The sequence below is a fragment of the Yersinia kristensenii genome (assembly GCF_900460525.1).
In the GTDB taxonomy this organism is placed as follows: Bacteria; Pseudomonadota; Gammaproteobacteria; order Enterobacterales; family Enterobacteriaceae; genus Yersinia; species Yersinia kristensenii.
This window is the reverse complement of sequence record NZ_UHIY01000003.1, coordinates 1-16,238: the sequence shown is the minus strand read 5'-3', so window position 1 is coordinate 16,238 and position 16,238 is coordinate 1. Positions and strand designations below refer to the sequence as shown.

Below are 16,238 nucleotides of genomic sequence, written 5' to 3'. Positions count from 1 at the left end.
TCTGAATGAAACAGGCTCAGAATCAAACGTTTCTTGATAAACAGCCGCATACTTAACTGCGACTCTTCGCCTCAGCGAAGGTGGCAGCTGTAGCAGTTGCTCTCTAATCCATGCCTCATCGTCTTTACAGAACGCGGTTGGCATGTCGATATGTCTAAATATCTGTGAATACATCCGGGTAAAGATCCTCTTTCTTCAATCCAGTCACCCGAACAAAATCTTCAATCCGTTTCCGGGGTAAATACCCCTTTCCACGCTGCTTCATCAGCGTAATCGCCTGTTCAGATACTCCTAGCCGTTGAGCAAGGGTTTTTTGTTTCCCCCCTACTGCCTGAACTGCTTTCTCTAACGGCGTCATTGGTGTTTTTTTCATAACGCCCTACGCTTAATAAACAAAATAAACACAACGTTAATTTAAATCAACACAAAAATCAACAAAATGGGGTTGGAAAATCTAAACATAATGTTTAGATTTATAGTCAGAGGGGTACACTCATGAGTAGAATTTCAGAAAGAATCAAATACTTACTTAAGCAAGAAGGATTGAAACAAAAAGATCTAGCAGAAAAACTTCATGCAAGTCCGCAAACAATCCATAACTGGATAAAAAGGGATGCCATCAGCCGTGAAGCAGCGAATCAGATTAGCGAAACATTTGGCTACTCTCTTGATTGGCTCTTAAAAGGCGATGGAGAACCTAAGAAGAAAAAAACTTCGGATTTACATCCAGAAAAGCTCCCAATTTCACCCTGGGACAGCTCTACTCCTCTGGATGACGATGAAGTAGAAATACCATTTTTTAAAAGTATCGAACTAGCCGCAGGGCATGGTTGTTGCATGTCAGAAGATTACAATGGCTTTAAATTGCGCTTTTCTAAATCAACTATACGGCGTGCAGGAGCATGTGCAGAAAATGTTGTCGCATTTAGTGTCCACGGTGGAAGCATGGATCCTGTAATCCCTAACGGCGCGACTGTAACGGTCGATATGGGTAATAAAATAATCAAAGATGGCGCTATCTACGCCATAGAACAAGATGAGTTATATCGCCTAAAACTTCTTTACCGTTTACCTGGTCACCGCCTAAGCATACGAAGTTATAACAGGGACGAATATCCTGATGAAGAAGCAGATCTAAAATCAGTAAAAATCATAGGTCGAGTTATTCACTGGTCAGTAATGGCGATCTAGTCGTAACGATATATATTCGAATACCAAACCCTGCTTCTAGGCAGGGTTTTTTCATCGTTTTAGTCTCTCCTCCCTCTTTAAAAATCAACACAAAGTGTATTTTTAAAAGAACGAAAATAAACATTTTGTTGACAACAAAATCAAAATGGTGTTTACTATAACCATCACAGAAATACATCTGATCACAAACTACAGCAGCACGCAGCCCAGCGTTAAGGGCAACAGCAAACAGGCAGGACGCCCACGAAGTAGCCGCCAGCGGCGTATGAATAGCTGGATGATTTGCCGGTAGTGAATAGAGGTTAAAGAAAGATGGATAGCAACGAGTTAAAACATGTAATTACCCTGCTTCTTGAGAATGTTGAGCGTCTACAACAAATTGAACCCAATGCAGGCACTGAGGCCCCGCATTTGGTTAGCCAGGAAAGCACTCCTTGATAGCGAAGAACGTTATCGTGGATTCGCCGAATAAGGTTATTTCAGTTTTTGAGCCAAAATATCCCATCTTTTTTGGAGATATGGCCAGTAATCAAGAGAAACAGTAAAGATAATCTCTGAATTCCCCTTGGGGATGAAGGCAGGAGGAAACAATATGCCTTTGCTGACAAGGCTTCTGGCTACATGATTATTAATTTTTTTAATGACCTGACGGTTGGAATGAGCAAGGCAAAAAGAAAGAAGGTATCGCTCTTCATCAGTGAGCTGATCAATAACGCGGTTAATCTTTTTTGCCTTTCCTGAAGCTCGGTGTCTGTCACAAACATCAGGAAGTAACGCTAAAGCAATCTGGAATATGTATTTCAGGATTAACGTGATGGTGAATGCAACAGCAAAACTGCAAATTTGGAGAGCATACGGTATACCGATTTTAGCATTGATTAAATCCCTGAAATTATCAGGGACGAAAATCAATATTACCGACCAGATAACAACTGTGACCATAAATTGCTCAGATGATTTCTCAATAAAGGATTTAGCTAATATCGTAAGACTAGATAACATATAAAATAAAAAATTACTTGTTAAGGGGTTTTTATATTTACCACAGAACTTGTTGTAGGGGTATAACAAGACCACCGCCGCCTGAGGTGGATAAATAAGTCAGGCACTCAAAAAGAAAGGCTTAGGATTCCATCAATTAACAGTGGAATAAATTTGTACAGTATTAACCCCTGAGCCTTTCTCTGTGAGTTACCCAATTAAACATGTGTGAATTCTTATTAATTCGCGCAGGGGATTACTACACCTAAAAACCAACAAGTATTACGCCACGGAGTGAGCGACGTAATCACTTCCCAGCCCCGAAGAGGGATCGACTGGCTAATGAGTTCTTTAAAGTGAATTTATCAAGCGTCTGTATAGGCGCTTTATTAAATTCATTTGGAGGAATCAATGAATCCACGTTTTGACGCATTTCTGAGGATTAATACCAACAATGTTTGGCGCTCTCATTCCGAGCGCAATGCTGCTTATATGACTTTCATAGCTAATATGAAATGCAAATATGTGAAACACAATAACCTCGACGAAAACACAATCGGCGGTGCTTATATATCTGACCACGATGACTTTACTCGGTTTATTTTAAGCGAAGTCAATAAACGTTCAAATAGCATTTACAGAGATAAATAAACATGAAAAATCCAACAATGAAAATCGAAATCACTTTGACTTGTTCTGGTCACGAATCAGAAATGACCGCCAAAACAATTGGTGAAAATATGGGTAATGCGTCCCTTCGCACAAAAGCATTCTTTTTTCTTTCAAACAAGCCATAGCCAATAAAGAATTCTTGGAAAAGCAACTTAAGAATGCTGAGAAAGCCTCTGCTGCCGCTGCGATACTGGAAGTATTAGCTGATGAAGAGGAATGTAACTGCACTGAATGTCTGAATAAAAAACAAAATAACCCAATTAGCGCTGTCGAAGTTGTCATTCACTGAATGTTTTGTTGAAAAATTTATCCGGTGCGCCGTAAAACCCCGTCCTTCAGGGCGTGGAGGATGTCAACAGTCATAAGTTTGCATGGAGCACCAAAAACCCTCGTTCCTCACCAGTTCGGTTTTTTTTGCTTTCTGATGTACATCATCAAAAAATCAGTTTTTGTTAACTTCCTTGAAATATTCTCTAACCACTGCTGCATATTTTTGATTGATTTCATACGACATTATCAAGCTCCCTTTAATGCGGCGTCGATGATGGGTGCAGGAGATAAACCGCTTCCTTAATAAGCTTGTGACAGACACATTATCTGGCGATAACCACGCTGAACTTGAGTTAGCAAAATGTTTCAAGAAGCTTCTTTCGATAGGATCTAGATTTTCAATATCGCGAATAATGGCAATCTTTGCTTGCTGTGCTTGCTTATTCTTCTCATCAATCATGGCAATCTTTTCTTGATGTTTCTTCCACTTATTCATTCCCCGCTGAACAGCATCAACAATAACGAACGCCAGCGCGAACAAACAAAGTTGCCCTGCAAAAGGAATGTTCGACTTCTCATAAATCGACTCGGTAAATCTTGCTGGCATAAATAGAATAAGAAGGCACCAACCGATAAGAACATACATGACTTTCACCACTGGCTCGCTGCCAAAAATCTTGGCAATCCAGACTGAGATCCATTCGGGCATTTTGAAACTCGCAAACTGTAGGGGTATCAAAATGCTATCACAAAATCTCGTTGTAGGGGTATGACGGGTGCCACCTCGCCTGATGTGGATAAAAGCAGGCAACAGACGCTAACAGCGTCGAATAGCATAGAGTGTTGTTTACATTCTTTCCTTGGTGTAGGTAAACGCTTTGCCTCATGGATTACAGAGCGCATCCCTGAATATGAATTTGTTGAAAATCAGGACTATGTGATTTTTTCCCAAAATCGGGAAAAAATAGGTAGAGGGCGTCCAAGCATTGACTACCACCTCACCCTCGATACAGCTAAAGAACTGGCGATGGTTGAGCGCAACGAAAAAGGTCGTCAAATACGCCGATATTTTATAGAGTGTGAAAAGAAACTGCGCCAACTAGCAACATCCACCGAACAATCCAAACATAGCAAAGTCCTTCTCCGATTTTATGGAGAGCAACTTATTAGCTCTCAACGTCTACCTGATAATTATTTCATCGGCCCTATAGAAACTTTTATTGAAGTTTTCAAACGAAAAGGCCTGCTCGTCATTAATCCCGACGATCTGAAAAAAATAGCTTACTAATTCATAGCAACAGAGTCACCCATGATTATTTCAATCAGGGGTGGCACCTCTATGGGTGGCTACCTCAAAAACTATCTGCTTTATATCCAGCATCATCCTTCTAATTGTTTGACCTCAAACAACTTTAGACCACCGCCCCTCTAAAACCTTGTGGCAACAATTTATTGAATTAATTAACCGGAGATTAGAACCATAAATATATGAAAATGGTAAAATTAGACCGTATTAGAAGTCTAAAGTAAAAAACTTAACTAATTATCCACGCAGCAATCATTAACGAAATAGTCGTAAGAACAATAACAACAATACTAATTAAACGAAGAGCAATATTCATCAACTTCATATTCTAACCACTAAATATATAACAAACGCAACTTTATCAATTTTAAATATATTAAGGATATTACATCATGTTCAAGCCCCGCGATTAATTCAGCTTTTACCATAAAAAATATCAAATTCTCAACAGTGAAATACATGATCTCTAGCAAACATTTGGCTTTAAAAGTATGAGCACGCGTAGCTTAAGGCCGTAAGTCGGAGACTTCCATCATGAGTATTGGAAGAACAGTAAAAGAAAAGCATTGAAAACCGAAAAGAACACATTCTGGATGCCTTGTATTACCGCAGAAAGGGACTAAGAAAAGCAAAACAGTCGTGCTTGGAGTCTGGCGAAGCTGGAGCGATTAAACCAGCGCTATTTCTTGGGTGAACAACCATTTAGGGGGAACTATGCAAACTAAAGCGGTTTACAAAGCAATTGCTGCTGTAGCAAAAGATTTATCAGAAAGCGGTATCGCAAAAGAACAGTCGGACATGCTCAGCAAGGATTTCAATTTAGAGGTATAGATGCGGTTTACAACGCCCTGTCCCCTGCACTGGTTCGCAATAGATTGGTGATCCTTCCGCGTATTGTTGAGCGAACAGTTTCAGAACGAACAACATTAAAGGGCGCATCACTTTTTTACGTTGTTGTTAAAGCTGAGTTTGATTTTGTCGCAACGGAAGACGGTAGCACTCATACAGTAACAACATTTGGCGAGGCTATGGACTCAGGGGACAAGGCAACAAACAAGCTATGTCGATAGCCTATAAATACGCAGCGTTTCAGACATTCTGTATTCCAACGGAGGAAACCGCAGCAGACCTGACGCAGAACACACCACCAGCACCAAGAACTTGCGACGAGATACTGGCCGATTTCACCGCTCAGGCTGCTGACTGCCAAAACGTTAGTGAATTGCAGTCCATCTATAAAGCAGCGTGGAATGCTATGGCATCGTCAGCAGAACACCAACAGAAATGTATCGATGTATACAAGCTCCGTGCTTCTGAATTGAAAAAAGTGGCATGACCCCGACAAAGGCAAAGTGACAATGACCGAAAGAGAACGAATACTTAAGGAAATTGCTCTTGATGCTTTGAAGGCTTTTGACTGCGCCAAACGAGGCCAATCGCACCCCAGAATATATAAACACGGATATGTTTATGCTGGGATGCTGCGCAGAATCAATACCATTGCATCAATGAATCCGCCCCTACCTAAATGGATGACTGAGGAAAGAGAATCATCCCGCAGGAAAGCAATATCTGCCTATTTCGCATCACTGCCCGAAAGTAACAGGCAATCATACATCCGCACCAGCAATACTTCTGGTCGCGGTGGGTTTGGCGACTAATCTTTTACACTCGATTCCCCCACAATCAATATCTAAGCAATAGCATATTAAGTTAATTAAGGATTTTTTTGATGAAATCTATATCACTAACTGAATGGGCAGACTTGCATTACTCTGCCCCACCACCGCTCACTACCCTAAGACGTTGGGCCAGAAATGGGAATATTTATCCCCCTCCAGAAATTCATGGCAGGCAATATCAAGTCTCCCCTGATGCAATCTATATCAAACCCAACAAATTCAGCAAAACAGCCCCCACTCGACCAGCGACCAAGATAAAAACCAAACCTTGCCCGTTAGTGGAGAAAATAATCGATGAAGAAAAGGCCGGCAAAATATGATGCCAACCTGCCGCGCAACCTAACCTACCGAAAATCACGGAAATCGTTCTACTGGCGCAATCCTCTAAACGGGAAAGAGATAGCATTAGGCCAAATATCCCGGAGAGATGCGATTGCTCAAGCTATAGAGGCAAATCATTATATTGAGAAAAATTACTCGCCAATTGCTCTACTGGAACAGCTCAAAGGCGTCCATGAATACACCATGGATAACTGGTTAGAGCGATATGAAATTATCCTGCAACGTAGAAAACTAGCCGCCAACACTTACAAGGTGCGGGCAGGTCATATCAATACGATCAGAGATAAATTCGCCGATAAAGTTCTTAGTAAAATCACAACACTTGATATTGCTGAATTTCTGGAGTCATGGGTTGAGCAAGGAAAGGCAGCAATGGCAGGTACATTACGCTCTGTTCTCTCTGATGTCTTTCGTGAAGCTATCGTTGCCGGACGAATAGAAGTCAATCCGGTAACGCCAACAAGAGCGCCTAAAATTACCGTCATGAGAGAACGTCTTGAATACGAGCAATATATTGCTATCCGCAATGCTGCCGAACAGCAACCTGCGTGGTTTGCATTATCGATGGATTTAGCACTCGTCACCGGCCAACGCCGTGAAGATGTGGTGAAAATGAAGTTTATCGATGTACGTGATAACCGACTATACATAGAGCAAACTAAAACAGGGGCAATGATCGCTATTCCACTGACTCTGACGCTGAAATCTGTCGGTTTAAGCCTTTCAAACATTATTGACCGCTGCCGACAAGTAAGCCGAACAGATTTTCTCATCAGTTCTGGTATTAGAAAAAACAGTCCTGACGGCTCTATTCATCCCGATGGATTGACCAAGGGGTTTGTCAAAGCGAGGCGATATTCTGGATTATCTTTCTCCCACTCTCCGCCATCATTTCATGAGATACGAAGCCTGTCGGGACGTTTGTATGAAAAAGAATATGGGAAAGAATTTACGCGAAAGTTGCTGGGACATAAATCAGAAAAAATGACCGATAAATACCTTGATACACGGGGCAAAGAATACGTGATGCTATAACATTTCCCCCGTTTTTAAGACGGGGCTATCCCCTCGCCAAAAAGACCGAATATGAAATTTCGGACAAATTTCGGACATTTTCGGACATCGTCCACTTAAGTAATTGATTTAAAATGAAATTAAAAAAAGACCGAATACGATTCCTAATTTCGCAAGAGGATGATAAAACCTGAATACAATCAAATAGTTAAATATAGATATCGATTATTTTTTGTTCAGAAAAATGTTATTTTTCATACACAAAAAATCAAATAATTATCATTATTTTCGGATGAATTCGGACAAGTTTCGAACATAAATACCATGCCATATCATTTCCAAAGCGCCCCTACTTTGCAATGCACATGAACTTCATGCTTTTCTTGGTATAAAGTACTAAGGGTCTAAAATCATCAATTCTTTTAACTACGAGGTTTGGCTCATGAGCCACAATAAAATAATACCTGAACTGGATGCTGATCGGTTGCGAGAAAATGCATTAACCTCAATACGTCTTGGAGTAGAAGATTTTAATACATGCCGAAAAGATCTGGTTGAAGGAGGTGATCCGTCTAGAGCACTATCAGCGATAAGAAATTTATTTTCAGGTGTGCTTCTATTATTTAAATATAAAATTGCTATTTCTGTTGATGACCCAGAATACGCATCATCATTAATTTTTAATCCTCCAGAAGTATTACCAGTTACTGATGGGGAAGGCGGTGTTAAATGGGTTCCTAGCGGTAAATTCAAAAAAACAACTATAGATCTAGCGACAATAAAAAAACGATTTGAAGGATTTGGTATTGAGGTTGAATGGGTGGTGATCGAAAAGCTTCAAGAATGTCGAAACCATTTAGAACATCTTCACCCTGCTAATACTCATGGTGAAGTAGCAAACTTTGTAGCAGAGCTGTTTCCGATATTAAGGGACTTTATTCAGTCACAATTAAGAGAGCATCCAGGTGTACTTCTCGGTCATGTGTGGCAAAGCATGTTGGAACACCATCAGTTTTTTGTTGATACAAGAGCTAATTGTGGCAGGCGTTGGGATCAGGCAGGGGTACCAATAGGATTGCTTTCGTTAACTGAAGAAATTAAATGTGAATCATGCAATTCTCTGCTAATAATACCAAATGCAGAACAATTAGAAGACGATTGGTCAGTTGAGTATGATGAAGAAAAATTTCGATACGATTGTTTAGTGTGTGGGCATTCGAGTCTAGCCGCTCAGTTGCTAATTAAAACATTAAATGAAATTCATTATTTCGATCCCAGAGATGGAGGAGAAGCGTCAATCGAAAGCTGTAATGAATGCAATCATGAAGCTTTTGCTAATTTTGAACAAAAATGTCTTTGGTGTAGTTGTGAGCTTGAATATAAAGAATGTAGTTGTTGTGAAGTATCACTTAATCAAGATGATCAAATCAATGATGGGTTATGTGGAGATTGCAACTATCAGTACGAAAAAGCTATGAGAGACTAGTTCTCTGGCAGGAATAGTGACACTCCCTATTCAATGGTGGGGCGTACAGAGAGCTAAAAAGCTCGCCGGTCGGTGATCCGGTAGTTCCAACCCTATACGTCTCACCACCCAACGATTGACTCAAATATCTAACACTGACTATACTCCGCCTAGAGGCGTCGAAACCTCGTAACAGCGGTCACCCCCAACCCCGTCAGTGTTGGATTTTTTATGCCCATCATTTAGTGATGGCACTAAGTGCGGTCACATCCCCGATCAATGTCGGGAGGGCGACGAATACAACACCCGAAAGGGAAATAAGTCCGCGGCTTCTGTTGCGCCGTTTCGAACCTCCTGGCACCACACCCAATTGTGGTAATTCGAAAAAAGCAACGGAGGTCGTTATGACAAACCTTCCTCATAACTATTACGTCAACCTTGTAAAAATCCTTCTCAAAAAATCTTCATATGCTGATCGTTTCCGGCTGGCCGAAGCTATAGAGCGCGAGGCAATGCGTATTGCCAGCCATGATCAGGCCGTATCTAATGCTAAAACTTCTCTTGTCGCTAAAGTAGTGATGGGAGGTGCCAAATGAGCAGCATCGATACGCTGAAACCAATTCTGCATAATCAAATCCCTGTTATTACTACTGAGTTACTAGCACAACTGTATGGCACCGATGTTTCGAACATCAAGATGAACTACTCCCGAAACCAGACTCGCTTCGAGGATGGAAAACATTACTTCAAGCTAGTTGGAGATGACCTGAAAAATTTGCGGGTAACTTTCGGTTACTCACAAATTTCCCCAAAACTCGTTCCCTCATTCTCTGGACAGAACGCGGTGCTGCCCGTCATGCCAAAATGCTTGAAACAAACCAAGCTTGGGAAGTGTTCGAAAAACTGGAAGACTGCTACTTTAGCCAAAACAAAGAGCATCGTTTACCCTCCCCGCAACAAATTCCCAATCGTTTAAATTATTCCTTTCTCACCACAGTAAGAGATGGAAAAGTTGTTAGCGTGCGAATGCCCAGGGAAGATGAATGCTTTCTTTCATTCGAGACTTTCAAAGAGTGCGCCGAAAAAGCTGGATATCTGGTTATTCATAGCGAAGATATGATGAAAATGACGCTAGACCAATTTCTAAAGCTCAGTAGAATCAACAGAAATCACCTTAAGTTAAAATAATTTCTCTGTTTCTATTTTTTGGCGAAAACCCTCGGGAACGAGGGTTTCAAACCTGTCGCTTAATTATTCTACCGAACATGTAATATCAAACTTCTCAAAGGATTTCGTAGTGACAAGACTAGTTATAAATAGCCAACCGTCAGCTAAGAGCGAGGAGCGGAAGTTCGCGATTTACTAGGAGCGGACATTAAAGAGTAAGCACCATTTAAAGAGATAAGGTCTGGCTGGGAAAGTATTGCGCGACCATGCAAGTCTCAATTGCAATAAAATTTGGTTGAAATCTGATAAATTTCATTGCAACATACACGTAGCACTAGCGTTCCGCTTAGTATGTGACAATCAACTTTTTAAATCGTTAGATTTTGCTTTTTAATTAAAGCGTCCTTTATGGACCTATCGGTAAGGCCCCACCATCGCCACCTACGATGGTGCCGTAGCCGACGACATTACGTACGGTCGAAAAGACAACACTGGCTGCTACTGACGATTGTTGATGTAAACATCTTTGTTGTCTCCACCTGAGCATGGGGTAGACCGTACGTAACTTTGTTTGGTGAAATTATGGACAAATTCCAAACCATACAGTAAATCAAAAGCCCCTATTTCAACCGCTTCAGAAACTAGCTGAAACTTTATCTATCTCAATTGATGAGTTGAATGGAATTGCAGCACTACCGGAAGATGAAAAATACGTAAGAAAAGAACTTCCAAAAGCAGATGGAAGTAAAAGAGTAGTCTACTCCCTTCATCCAAAGATGAGATTGTTACAATCTCGAATTAACAAGAGAATTTTCAAAGAATTAGTGATTTTCCCTCCGTTTCTTTTTGGTTCTGTACCTGGTAAAAATGATGGTGCAAATTCCAATATCAAACGCGATTATGTATCCTGTGCAAAGGCTCATTGTGGAGCAAAAACAGTTTTAAAAGTAGATATAAGTAATTTCTTTGATAATATTCATAAGGATTTGGTTCGTGATGTATTTAACAATGTGTTGAATATTCGAGACGAAGCTTTGGAATATGTCACAAATTTATGTTGTAAGGGTGACTTTGTAGTTCAGGGAGCATTAACATCAAGTTATATAGCAACTCTATGTCTTTACGCACAAGAAGGAATGTTTATCAAAGAGCCATAAGAAAAAATCTTGTATACACCCGTTTAGTTGATGATATTACTGTATCATCACAAATTAATGGTTATGATTTTACGCAAATATTAAGTCATATTGAAAATATGCTTTCCACTCATGATTTACCTGTAAATAAACGTAAGACTAAAATATTTCACTGTTCATCAGAGCCGATAAAAATACATGGGTTACGAGTGGATTACAATTCCCCACGTACCTAGCGATGAAGTGAAGCGTATTAGAGCGTCTCTACATAATCTCAAAAAACTTGCTGTAAAAAACAACACCAAAACAAGCATGGCATACAGAAAAGAATTTAACAGATGCATGGGACGCATAAAAAGCTAGGGCGTGTTGGTCATGATAAGTATGAGTTATTTAAAGAACAGTTGTTGGCAATAAAACCAATGCCATCACCAAGAGATATTACAATTGTTGAGTCTGCTGTAACTAGTCTCGAAACTTCATGTTCAAAAGGCAATGGCAACAAACATTGGTATAAGAGAAAATATAATCTTACATTATATAAATTAATCATTCTAACTCGCTCGAAAGTATTTGATAGAATAGTCGATACGTTTAAAGAACGATTAAAAAAGGTAAAGCCAGCGTGAATGGGAAGTTAAAAGCGTTAATTTATATAGTTGTATTCGCAACCATTATTTTTGTTATTTTTACAATCATATCATTGTATCAGACGATTGATGGTAAAAGACTTTATGAAAGAAGTTTTTGCCTTAGTAGTCAATGTCTGGAAAATCTTGCAAAAGAGGTCTCAGGAATTACGCTGTATTTTCAAGCATTTGGTTACCTAATGACGACTTTTGTAACTGTTTTTGGTGTAATTATTGCCTTGATGACTTATTATTCCGGTGTTAAAAATAATAATAATAGTAATTACACTGCTCACCTTACAATGTTTCGCGAATTCTCTAGTGCTGAACTTTCCAAAAGAACGAGTATCTACCCTGAAGGTATAAACCTATTTCGGTGGTATAAGATAATGTTTCCAAAGGCAAAAGATGGGGATATTTCCGTATCTGATCATTACCTGGCTATAATCAATAATATTCAGGATGTTATTAATGAGGCGAATGCATACATAACTGATGAAAATAAAGATTACAAATATAAAACCCATCAAAGAAAAATAATCACAGTACTTGGTGAAATAGGCATACGCATTAGCAATGGTCCAAAAAACACTTTTATCGATATTGAGGGGCAAGTTTTTGAGTATATTGATACAGTGAATCTATCATTTAGCCATCAGGTTGTGGAGTTGAGTAAAATTGAAAGGAAATACATTTAAAATTAATGAGTGGATTAGCCGTGCTGATATTGAAGTTCTAATTTTTAGTAGGAGCCTCACTAATAAGTCCAATATTAATTACATCTACTTTTCCATTTAAGCATATGAAGTATTTTATTAAAATCGTCGGTCTTTTTTGAGTCAATCCGTAAACTCCCCAATTCAGCACTACGTTATGTAACTTACAAGATGTTCTTTGTGTGGTATCGGGCTGGTATTTTTTTAAACGTAAGAGTTTCTGATTCATACCACCGAATAAAGTTAATTTCACTGATATTTTCTGAGTGTACGTTTAGATTCTGATTAATATCTAACACTTGAAGTGAGTATGTAATGCGACCAATAGTGATTCAATTGTAGGACTAAATATTCCAGATGATATACTCAATTAACTGTCTATAAGTTAAAATCGCAAACTTCCGCTTCTGGCACAAAGCAGCCTGTCTGAATTGCTGTCAGGCCTGCTATGAGCAAAAACAGACATTAAACTACTTCTGGCTCGGACCGAAATTTTCAACACAGTACAACTGTACGGCCAACCACTTTTAGATGGTGCTGGTTACACAATATCTAGCTGCTGCCCACAAGGCTTCATCCCTCCCCCACAGAAACACTGACTTATCCTCTGGAAAAATTTTTTCGAAGCCTGTTGACACTAAAAAACAAGAACAGCATATTTTGCACCATAACGACTATACAAAGAGTAGAAAATATCCACTGAACCAATGGGATAGGGGGCATAACATGGCTTATTCAGCTGTTGCAGTAGCAAATGCCTTCATTGAAAAGGCACTCAAAGGTGAGCTTAAAGAGCTCACGCCAATGAAACTGCAAAAATTACTGTTTTACACACAGTCATGGCATCTGAAATTGCGTGGAGGAACACCACTTTTTGATGATCTGTTTGCTCGCTGGAAATTTGGACCAGTTATACCAACATTATAGGCTACTAAAAAAATACGGTGCCAATGAAATAGATAGCAAGATTAGCTTTATTCAAGAAAGCGATGGCGACTTTGAACGTATAACGCCATCTATTCAGAAAGATGATGAGGAAACCAGAAAACTCGTCGATAAAATCATCGAAGTGTATGGTGAATATAGCGGCCCTGAATTATCGAGCATGACTCATGCCCCCAATACAGCATGGAGCAAAGGGGCTACTGACGGTGGACCTATATCACACAAAGATATGGCGGAATTTATTCACTAATGTCTTGGCTCGAAGATATCTCAATCCCCAGCGGGAAAGAATCACTGGGTTCATTATCAACACCAAGTCTTCGTGATGAACCTCCTTGTAGTGAATCCTCTACCGGCGCTGACGATATTGCACCTCAGCTAGTAGAAGATGCAAAATCTTATAGAAAGCTCAGGGAGGTTTTCGCAGAGAAAGCCTACAAAGTAGCCAAAAAATCACTCTATGGTTGGGCATTACTTCTTTTTATTCAAGGATGGTTCTCTCTGATTGGTGTTGATATTTTTTCAGATAAAGTGCTTATAGCAATTACCACCGCTGTTACTCTTAATGTTTTTGCTGCCTTTTTGGGCGTAATAAGAGGATTATTCCCCTCTTCTACATCTCGCAAAGAATAACATTACTTATACAATGCCCCGAATCCCCTAGATACTCGGGGCTTTAACATTTTTCGGTACAAATCGGCATTTCACCAAATAACGACAAACTCCCTCACTTGTTTTAAGTCCGTTAACCCCGCCACCTCATCTTTCATTTCCCGTTGTCGCTGGTAAATCCTGTCATTATGTTCCATCAAGGCCAGTGCCATTGCCTCACTGAGCCCCTTGAGTTGTTCCACGCTCAGTGATACTAATTTATTATTCACATCACCCCGACATCACATCACGCGAGTTTGTGTTAGCAACAGCGGCCACAGGAGATAAACGCGCCATTGACTGTTGGTCAGCATTCCATGTCCGACCTGCATATTCAAAAGTGATACTTTGTGCCTCCTGTTCCAGTCGCCACATGTTGATTTCCTGCCATTTTTGCTCTCTGGCGGCCTGTAATATTGCGGGGGTGACTTCAAAAGGGGCAATATTGCCATAATCTCCCCTGATCAGTGCCCGCCAAATGCTCTGTCCCGTTTCGGTGGTATCGTCGGGAGTGGCAGTATAGGACAAGTATTCCTCCATTCCTGCAAATTGAACTTCGCAATCAATTGCCCCACTTTCCAGATAGCGAGGATTGAATGTTTTTAATGTCCATTTGACCTCACGCTATGCGTATGAATAGTCCAACAAAGGCTTCCGTTTTGCTGACTGTTGTCAGGGCACTACCTGAAAGTGCAATAAAACTTCCTGCTTGTGGGTGTGAGTTTGGCGATGTAACAATAAACTGTGGCGTGGAGGCATAAGAACCTGATGTGCTACATTTTGCTGAAATTGATAACATTCCCAATCGCGAACCTGAAACACCTTTTCCTCTGGGAAGGTTACGGTGATTGTCATTATCTGAATCACCACAGTAAGCCGCAAAAATTAGGCCGCCGACACCCGGTGACCTCCACGAATTACCGGTGGTTGAACGCAATGCGTTAGTAAAATCACTGATTTTTAACTTGAGATTTTCCCAACCGATAAAGCCATCGGCGCTGATACTATTGGTATATAACCGGTTAAGATAAAGGTCGCCATTAACCCCGCTAAACAGGATGAGCTTCCCTTTTTGCCTCTGGTCTTCATTGTGACCTACTGTGGACGGAATAATGATTTCAATCATTCCCGAAAAAACCACGCCCGGTATAATTTGTTGGCTGCCCGCAAACTGAGAAACATAATACCGTCCGGGTGGCGTTTCCCTTACCCATGCCAGAAATTCTGCTGGCCCGTTATTTCCACTGAACGTTTTGCTCTGCCGAAAATACGCTCCATAACCAAAGGCCCCGGTAACGCCAGCCGTCCCTCTGTGCGGTCATGGATATCCGACTGAACATTCATTGTCGCTGCATCACCCAGCCCCAGATGCTGACGTGTTTGTTGCTGTGCATCAGTTCCGGCAGTGGCAATTTCTGACAGGTTGTTGGTGCTCTTCAGTGCACCTAGATACTCAAGCACTTCACTTTTTGAGTTCTGACCAATAATCACACGCCCGACCGCTGACAGGTTCGCGAGAGACATCACATTTTTATTACTAAAATATGCCAGCTTGTTCTCGGCTGTAACCAGACCGGATAGAGATGTAAGAGCAGGGTTTAATGGCTGCTTACCCGCAAGTGCATTTGTCATTGTGGTGGCGAAATTCGGGTCATTCCCCAACGCTTCAGCCAGTTCATTCAATGTATCCAGTGCTTCGGGTGAAGAGTCAACCAGCGCTGATACCGCCTGTTTGACAAATTCAGCCGTTGCCACTTCTCCCCCTGTCGCGGATATATCAGGTGTGGGCGCTGTGGGGGTGCCTGTCAATGCAGGGCTGTCGAGAGGGGCTTTTGTCTGTACTTCGTTTGCCAAATTATTCGCAACTTCCTCTACTTCATTGCGACAGTTCTGTGCATTTTGGGCTGCCTGTTGTGCTGCTTCTTTGCTCTCCTGCGCGTTCTGCGCTGACTGTTGCAGAATGTGCGCTTGATGCGGCCCGCTTTTCACTCTCTGTGGCTGTGCTCTGACTTTCGGCCGCCGCTGTCGCACTGGTCTGTGCATCAGCAGCATATCTCTTTGCGTCGTCTTT

At 40.9% G+C, this 16,238-nt stretch carries 18 protein-coding genes and 4 pseudogenes; 15 read left to right on the top strand and 7 right to left on the bottom strand.

The genetic code is table 11. The features are described from left to right. Positions 1–154 precede the first annotated feature (154 nt). Positions 155–373, bottom strand: a complete 219-nt coding sequence (locus tag DX162_RS22175; RefSeq protein ID WP_115155918.1) for a YdaS family helix-turn-helix protein — start codon at positions 371–373, stop codon at positions 155–157. A gap of 122 nt (positions 374–495) precedes the next feature. Between DX162_RS22175 and DX162_RS22170 the strand changes: the two genes are divergently transcribed. After that, complete coding sequence (locus DX162_RS22170; RefSeq protein WP_004393639.1) at positions 496–1,191, top strand: S24 family peptidase; 696 nt, start codon at positions 496–498, stop codon at positions 1,189–1,191. Positions 1,192–1,665: 474 nt separating this feature from the next. Here the strand turns inward: DX162_RS22170 and DX162_RS22165 are convergent, their stop codons facing one another. Next, complete coding sequence (locus DX162_RS22165) at positions 1,666–2,133, bottom strand: super-infection exclusion protein B (protein WP_032821320.1); 468 nt, start codon at positions 2,131–2,133, stop codon at positions 1,666–1,668. A gap of 850 nt (positions 2,134–2,983) precedes the next feature. Between DX162_RS22165 and DX162_RS22405 the strand changes: the two genes are divergently transcribed. Next, positions 2,984–3,133 (top strand): hypothetical protein, encoded by a 150-nt coding sequence (locus tag DX162_RS22405; RefSeq protein ID WP_004393744.1) that lies wholly within the window; start codon positions 2,984–2,986, stop codon positions 3,131–3,133. 153 nt (positions 3,134–3,286) lie between these two features. Here the strand turns inward: DX162_RS22405 and DX162_RS22155 are convergent, their stop codons facing one another. Then, the gene (locus DX162_RS22155) at positions 3,287–3,823 is read right to left on the bottom strand and encodes a super-infection exclusion protein B (RefSeq protein WP_004389938.1); all 537 of its coding nucleotides are present in this window, start codon (positions 3,821–3,823) and stop codon (positions 3,287–3,289) included. 60 nt (positions 3,824–3,883) lie between these two features. Between DX162_RS22155 and DX162_RS22150 the strand changes: the two genes are divergently transcribed. The 13 genes and pseudogenes from DX162_RS22150 to DX162_RS22095 all read left to right on the top strand — a co-directional run bounded on the left by DX162_RS22150 (position 3,884) and on the right by DX162_RS22095 (position 14,149). Further along, a complete protein-coding gene (locus DX162_RS22150; RefSeq protein WP_080548257.1) occupies positions 3,884–4,402 on the top strand; it encodes an antA/AntB antirepressor family protein in 519 nt (172 codons plus the stop codon). 732 nt (positions 4,403–5,134) lie between these two features. After that, positions 5,135–5,756 (top strand): annotated as a pseudogene (locus tag DX162_RS22145) (ERF family protein). Between the two features lie 22 nt (positions 5,757–5,778). Then, positions 5,779–6,081, top strand: a complete 303-nt coding sequence (locus DX162_RS22140; RefSeq protein ID WP_032819547.1) for a hypothetical protein — start codon at positions 5,779–5,781, stop codon at positions 6,079–6,081. 71 nt (positions 6,082–6,152) lie between these two features. Beyond that, on the top strand, positions 6,153–6,422 hold the full coding sequence (locus DX162_RS22135) for an excisionase (protein WP_032819545.1): 270 nt from the start codon (positions 6,153–6,155) through the stop codon (positions 6,420–6,422). After that, the gene (locus tag DX162_RS22130) at positions 6,397–7,479 is read left to right on the top strand and encodes a tyrosine-type recombinase/integrase (RefSeq protein WP_004389934.1); all 1,083 of its coding nucleotides are present in this window, start codon (positions 6,397–6,399) and stop codon (positions 7,477–7,479) included. The genes DX162_RS22135 and DX162_RS22130 overlap by 26 nt, the downstream gene beginning before the upstream one ends. A 421-nt stretch (positions 7,480–7,900) precedes the next feature. Further along, a complete protein-coding gene (locus tag DX162_RS22125; protein WP_004392756.1) occupies positions 7,901–8,944 on the top strand; it encodes a hypothetical protein in 1,044 nt (347 codons plus the stop codon). Between the two features lie 383 nt (positions 8,945–9,327). Beyond that, positions 9,328–9,519, top strand: coding sequence for a hypothetical protein (locus DX162_RS22120; protein WP_032820969.1), 192 nt, complete (start codon positions 9,328–9,330; stop codon positions 9,517–9,519). After that, positions 9,516–10,111, top strand: a pseudogene (locus DX162_RS22115) (ORF6N domain-containing protein). Before DX162_RS22120 ends, DX162_RS22115 begins: the two are co-directional and overlap by 4 nt. A 653-nt stretch (positions 10,112–10,764) precedes the next feature. Further along, a complete protein-coding gene (locus DX162_RS22815; RefSeq protein WP_276329940.1) occupies positions 10,765–11,247 on the top strand; it encodes an RNA-dependent RNA polymerase family protein in 483 nt (160 codons plus the stop codon). 317 nt (positions 11,248–11,564) lie between these two features. After that, complete coding sequence (locus DX162_RS22740; protein ID WP_244916320.1) at positions 11,565–11,855, top strand: hypothetical protein; 291 nt, start codon at positions 11,565–11,567, stop codon at positions 11,853–11,855. Beyond that, on the top strand, positions 11,852–12,553 hold the full coding sequence (locus DX162_RS22105; protein WP_032820972.1) for a retron Ec48 family effector membrane protein: 702 nt from the start codon (positions 11,852–11,854) through the stop codon (positions 12,551–12,553). The genes DX162_RS22740 and DX162_RS22105 overlap by 4 nt, the downstream gene beginning before the upstream one ends. A 549-nt stretch (positions 12,554–13,102) precedes the next feature. Then, positions 13,103–13,766, top strand: a pseudogene (locus DX162_RS22875) (Panacea domain-containing protein). Continuing rightward, a complete protein-coding gene (locus DX162_RS22095) occupies positions 13,766–14,149 on the top strand; it encodes a hypothetical protein (RefSeq protein ID WP_032820973.1) in 384 nt (127 codons plus the stop codon). Before DX162_RS22875 ends, DX162_RS22095 begins: the two are co-directional and overlap by 1 nt. 71 nt (positions 14,150–14,220) lie before the next feature. On the opposite strand, the gene DX162_RS23010 is transcribed toward DX162_RS22095, so the two are convergent. The 4 genes and pseudogenes from DX162_RS23010 to DX162_RS22080 form a co-directional block, all read right to left on the bottom strand. After that, a complete protein-coding gene (locus tag DX162_RS23010; RefSeq protein ID WP_422108592.1) occupies positions 14,221–14,397 on the bottom strand; it encodes a DUF4376 domain-containing protein in 177 nt (58 codons plus the stop codon). 1 nt (position 14,398) lies between these two features. After that, positions 14,399–14,695 (bottom strand): DUF4376 domain-containing protein, encoded by a 297-nt coding sequence (locus tag DX162_RS23005; protein WP_422108591.1) that lies wholly within the window; start codon positions 14,693–14,695, stop codon positions 14,399–14,401. A gap of 91 nt (positions 14,696–14,786) precedes the next feature. After that, positions 14,787–15,293, bottom strand: a complete 507-nt coding sequence (locus DX162_RS22085) for a hypothetical protein (protein WP_115155916.1) — start codon at positions 15,291–15,293, stop codon at positions 14,787–14,789. 80 nt (positions 15,294–15,373) lie between these two features. After that, positions 15,374–16,238 (bottom strand): annotated as a pseudogene (locus tag DX162_RS22080) (hypothetical protein); the annotation flags it as partial.

What these genes read in the sequence shown, in the direction of transcription:
- DX162_RS22130 (WP_004389934.1), top strand. Translation starts at nt 6,397, where the DNA reads ATGAAGAAAAGGCCGGCAAAATATGATGCCAACCTGCCGCGCAACCTA.
- DX162_RS22095 (WP_032820973.1), top strand. Translation starts at nt 13,766, where the DNA reads ATGTCTTGGCTCGAAGATATCTCAATCCCCAGCGGGAAAGAATCACTG.
- DX162_RS22740 (WP_244916320.1), top strand. Translation starts at nt 11,565, where the DNA reads ATGCATGGGACGCATAAAAAGCTAGGGCGTGTTGGTCATGATAAGTAT.
- DX162_RS22125 (WP_004392756.1), top strand. Translation starts at nt 7,901, where the DNA reads ATGAGCCACAATAAAATAATACCTGAACTGGATGCTGATCGGTTGCGA.
- DX162_RS22120 (WP_032820969.1), top strand. Translation starts at nt 9,328, where the DNA reads ATGACAAACCTTCCTCATAACTATTACGTCAACCTTGTAAAAATCCTT.
- DX162_RS22150 (WP_080548257.1), top strand. Translation starts at nt 3,884, where the DNA reads ATGACGGGTGCCACCTCGCCTGATGTGGATAAAAGCAGGCAACAGACG.
- DX162_RS22140 (WP_032819547.1), top strand. Translation starts at nt 5,779, where the DNA reads ATGACCGAAAGAGAACGAATACTTAAGGAAATTGCTCTTGATGCTTTG.
- DX162_RS22175 (WP_115155918.1), bottom strand. Translation starts at nt 373, where the DNA reads ATGAAAAAAACACCAATGACGCCGTTAGAGAAAGCAGTTCAGGCAGTA.
- DX162_RS22155 (WP_004389938.1), bottom strand. Translation starts at nt 3,823, where the DNA reads ATGCCCGAATGGATCTCAGTCTGGATTGCCAAGATTTTTGGCAGCGAG.
- DX162_RS22085 (WP_115155916.1), bottom strand. Translation starts at nt 15,293, where the DNA reads ATGATTGAAATCATTATTCCGTCCACAGTAGGTCACAATGAAGACCAG.
- DX162_RS22170 (WP_004393639.1), top strand. Translation starts at nt 496, where the DNA reads ATGAGTAGAATTTCAGAAAGAATCAAATACTTACTTAAGCAAGAAGGA.
- DX162_RS22135 (WP_032819545.1), top strand. Translation starts at nt 6,153, where the DNA reads ATGAAATCTATATCACTAACTGAATGGGCAGACTTGCATTACTCTGCC.
- DX162_RS22165 (WP_032821320.1), bottom strand. Translation starts at nt 2,133, where the DNA reads ATGGTCACAGTTGTTATCTGGTCGGTAATATTGATTTTCGTCCCTGAT.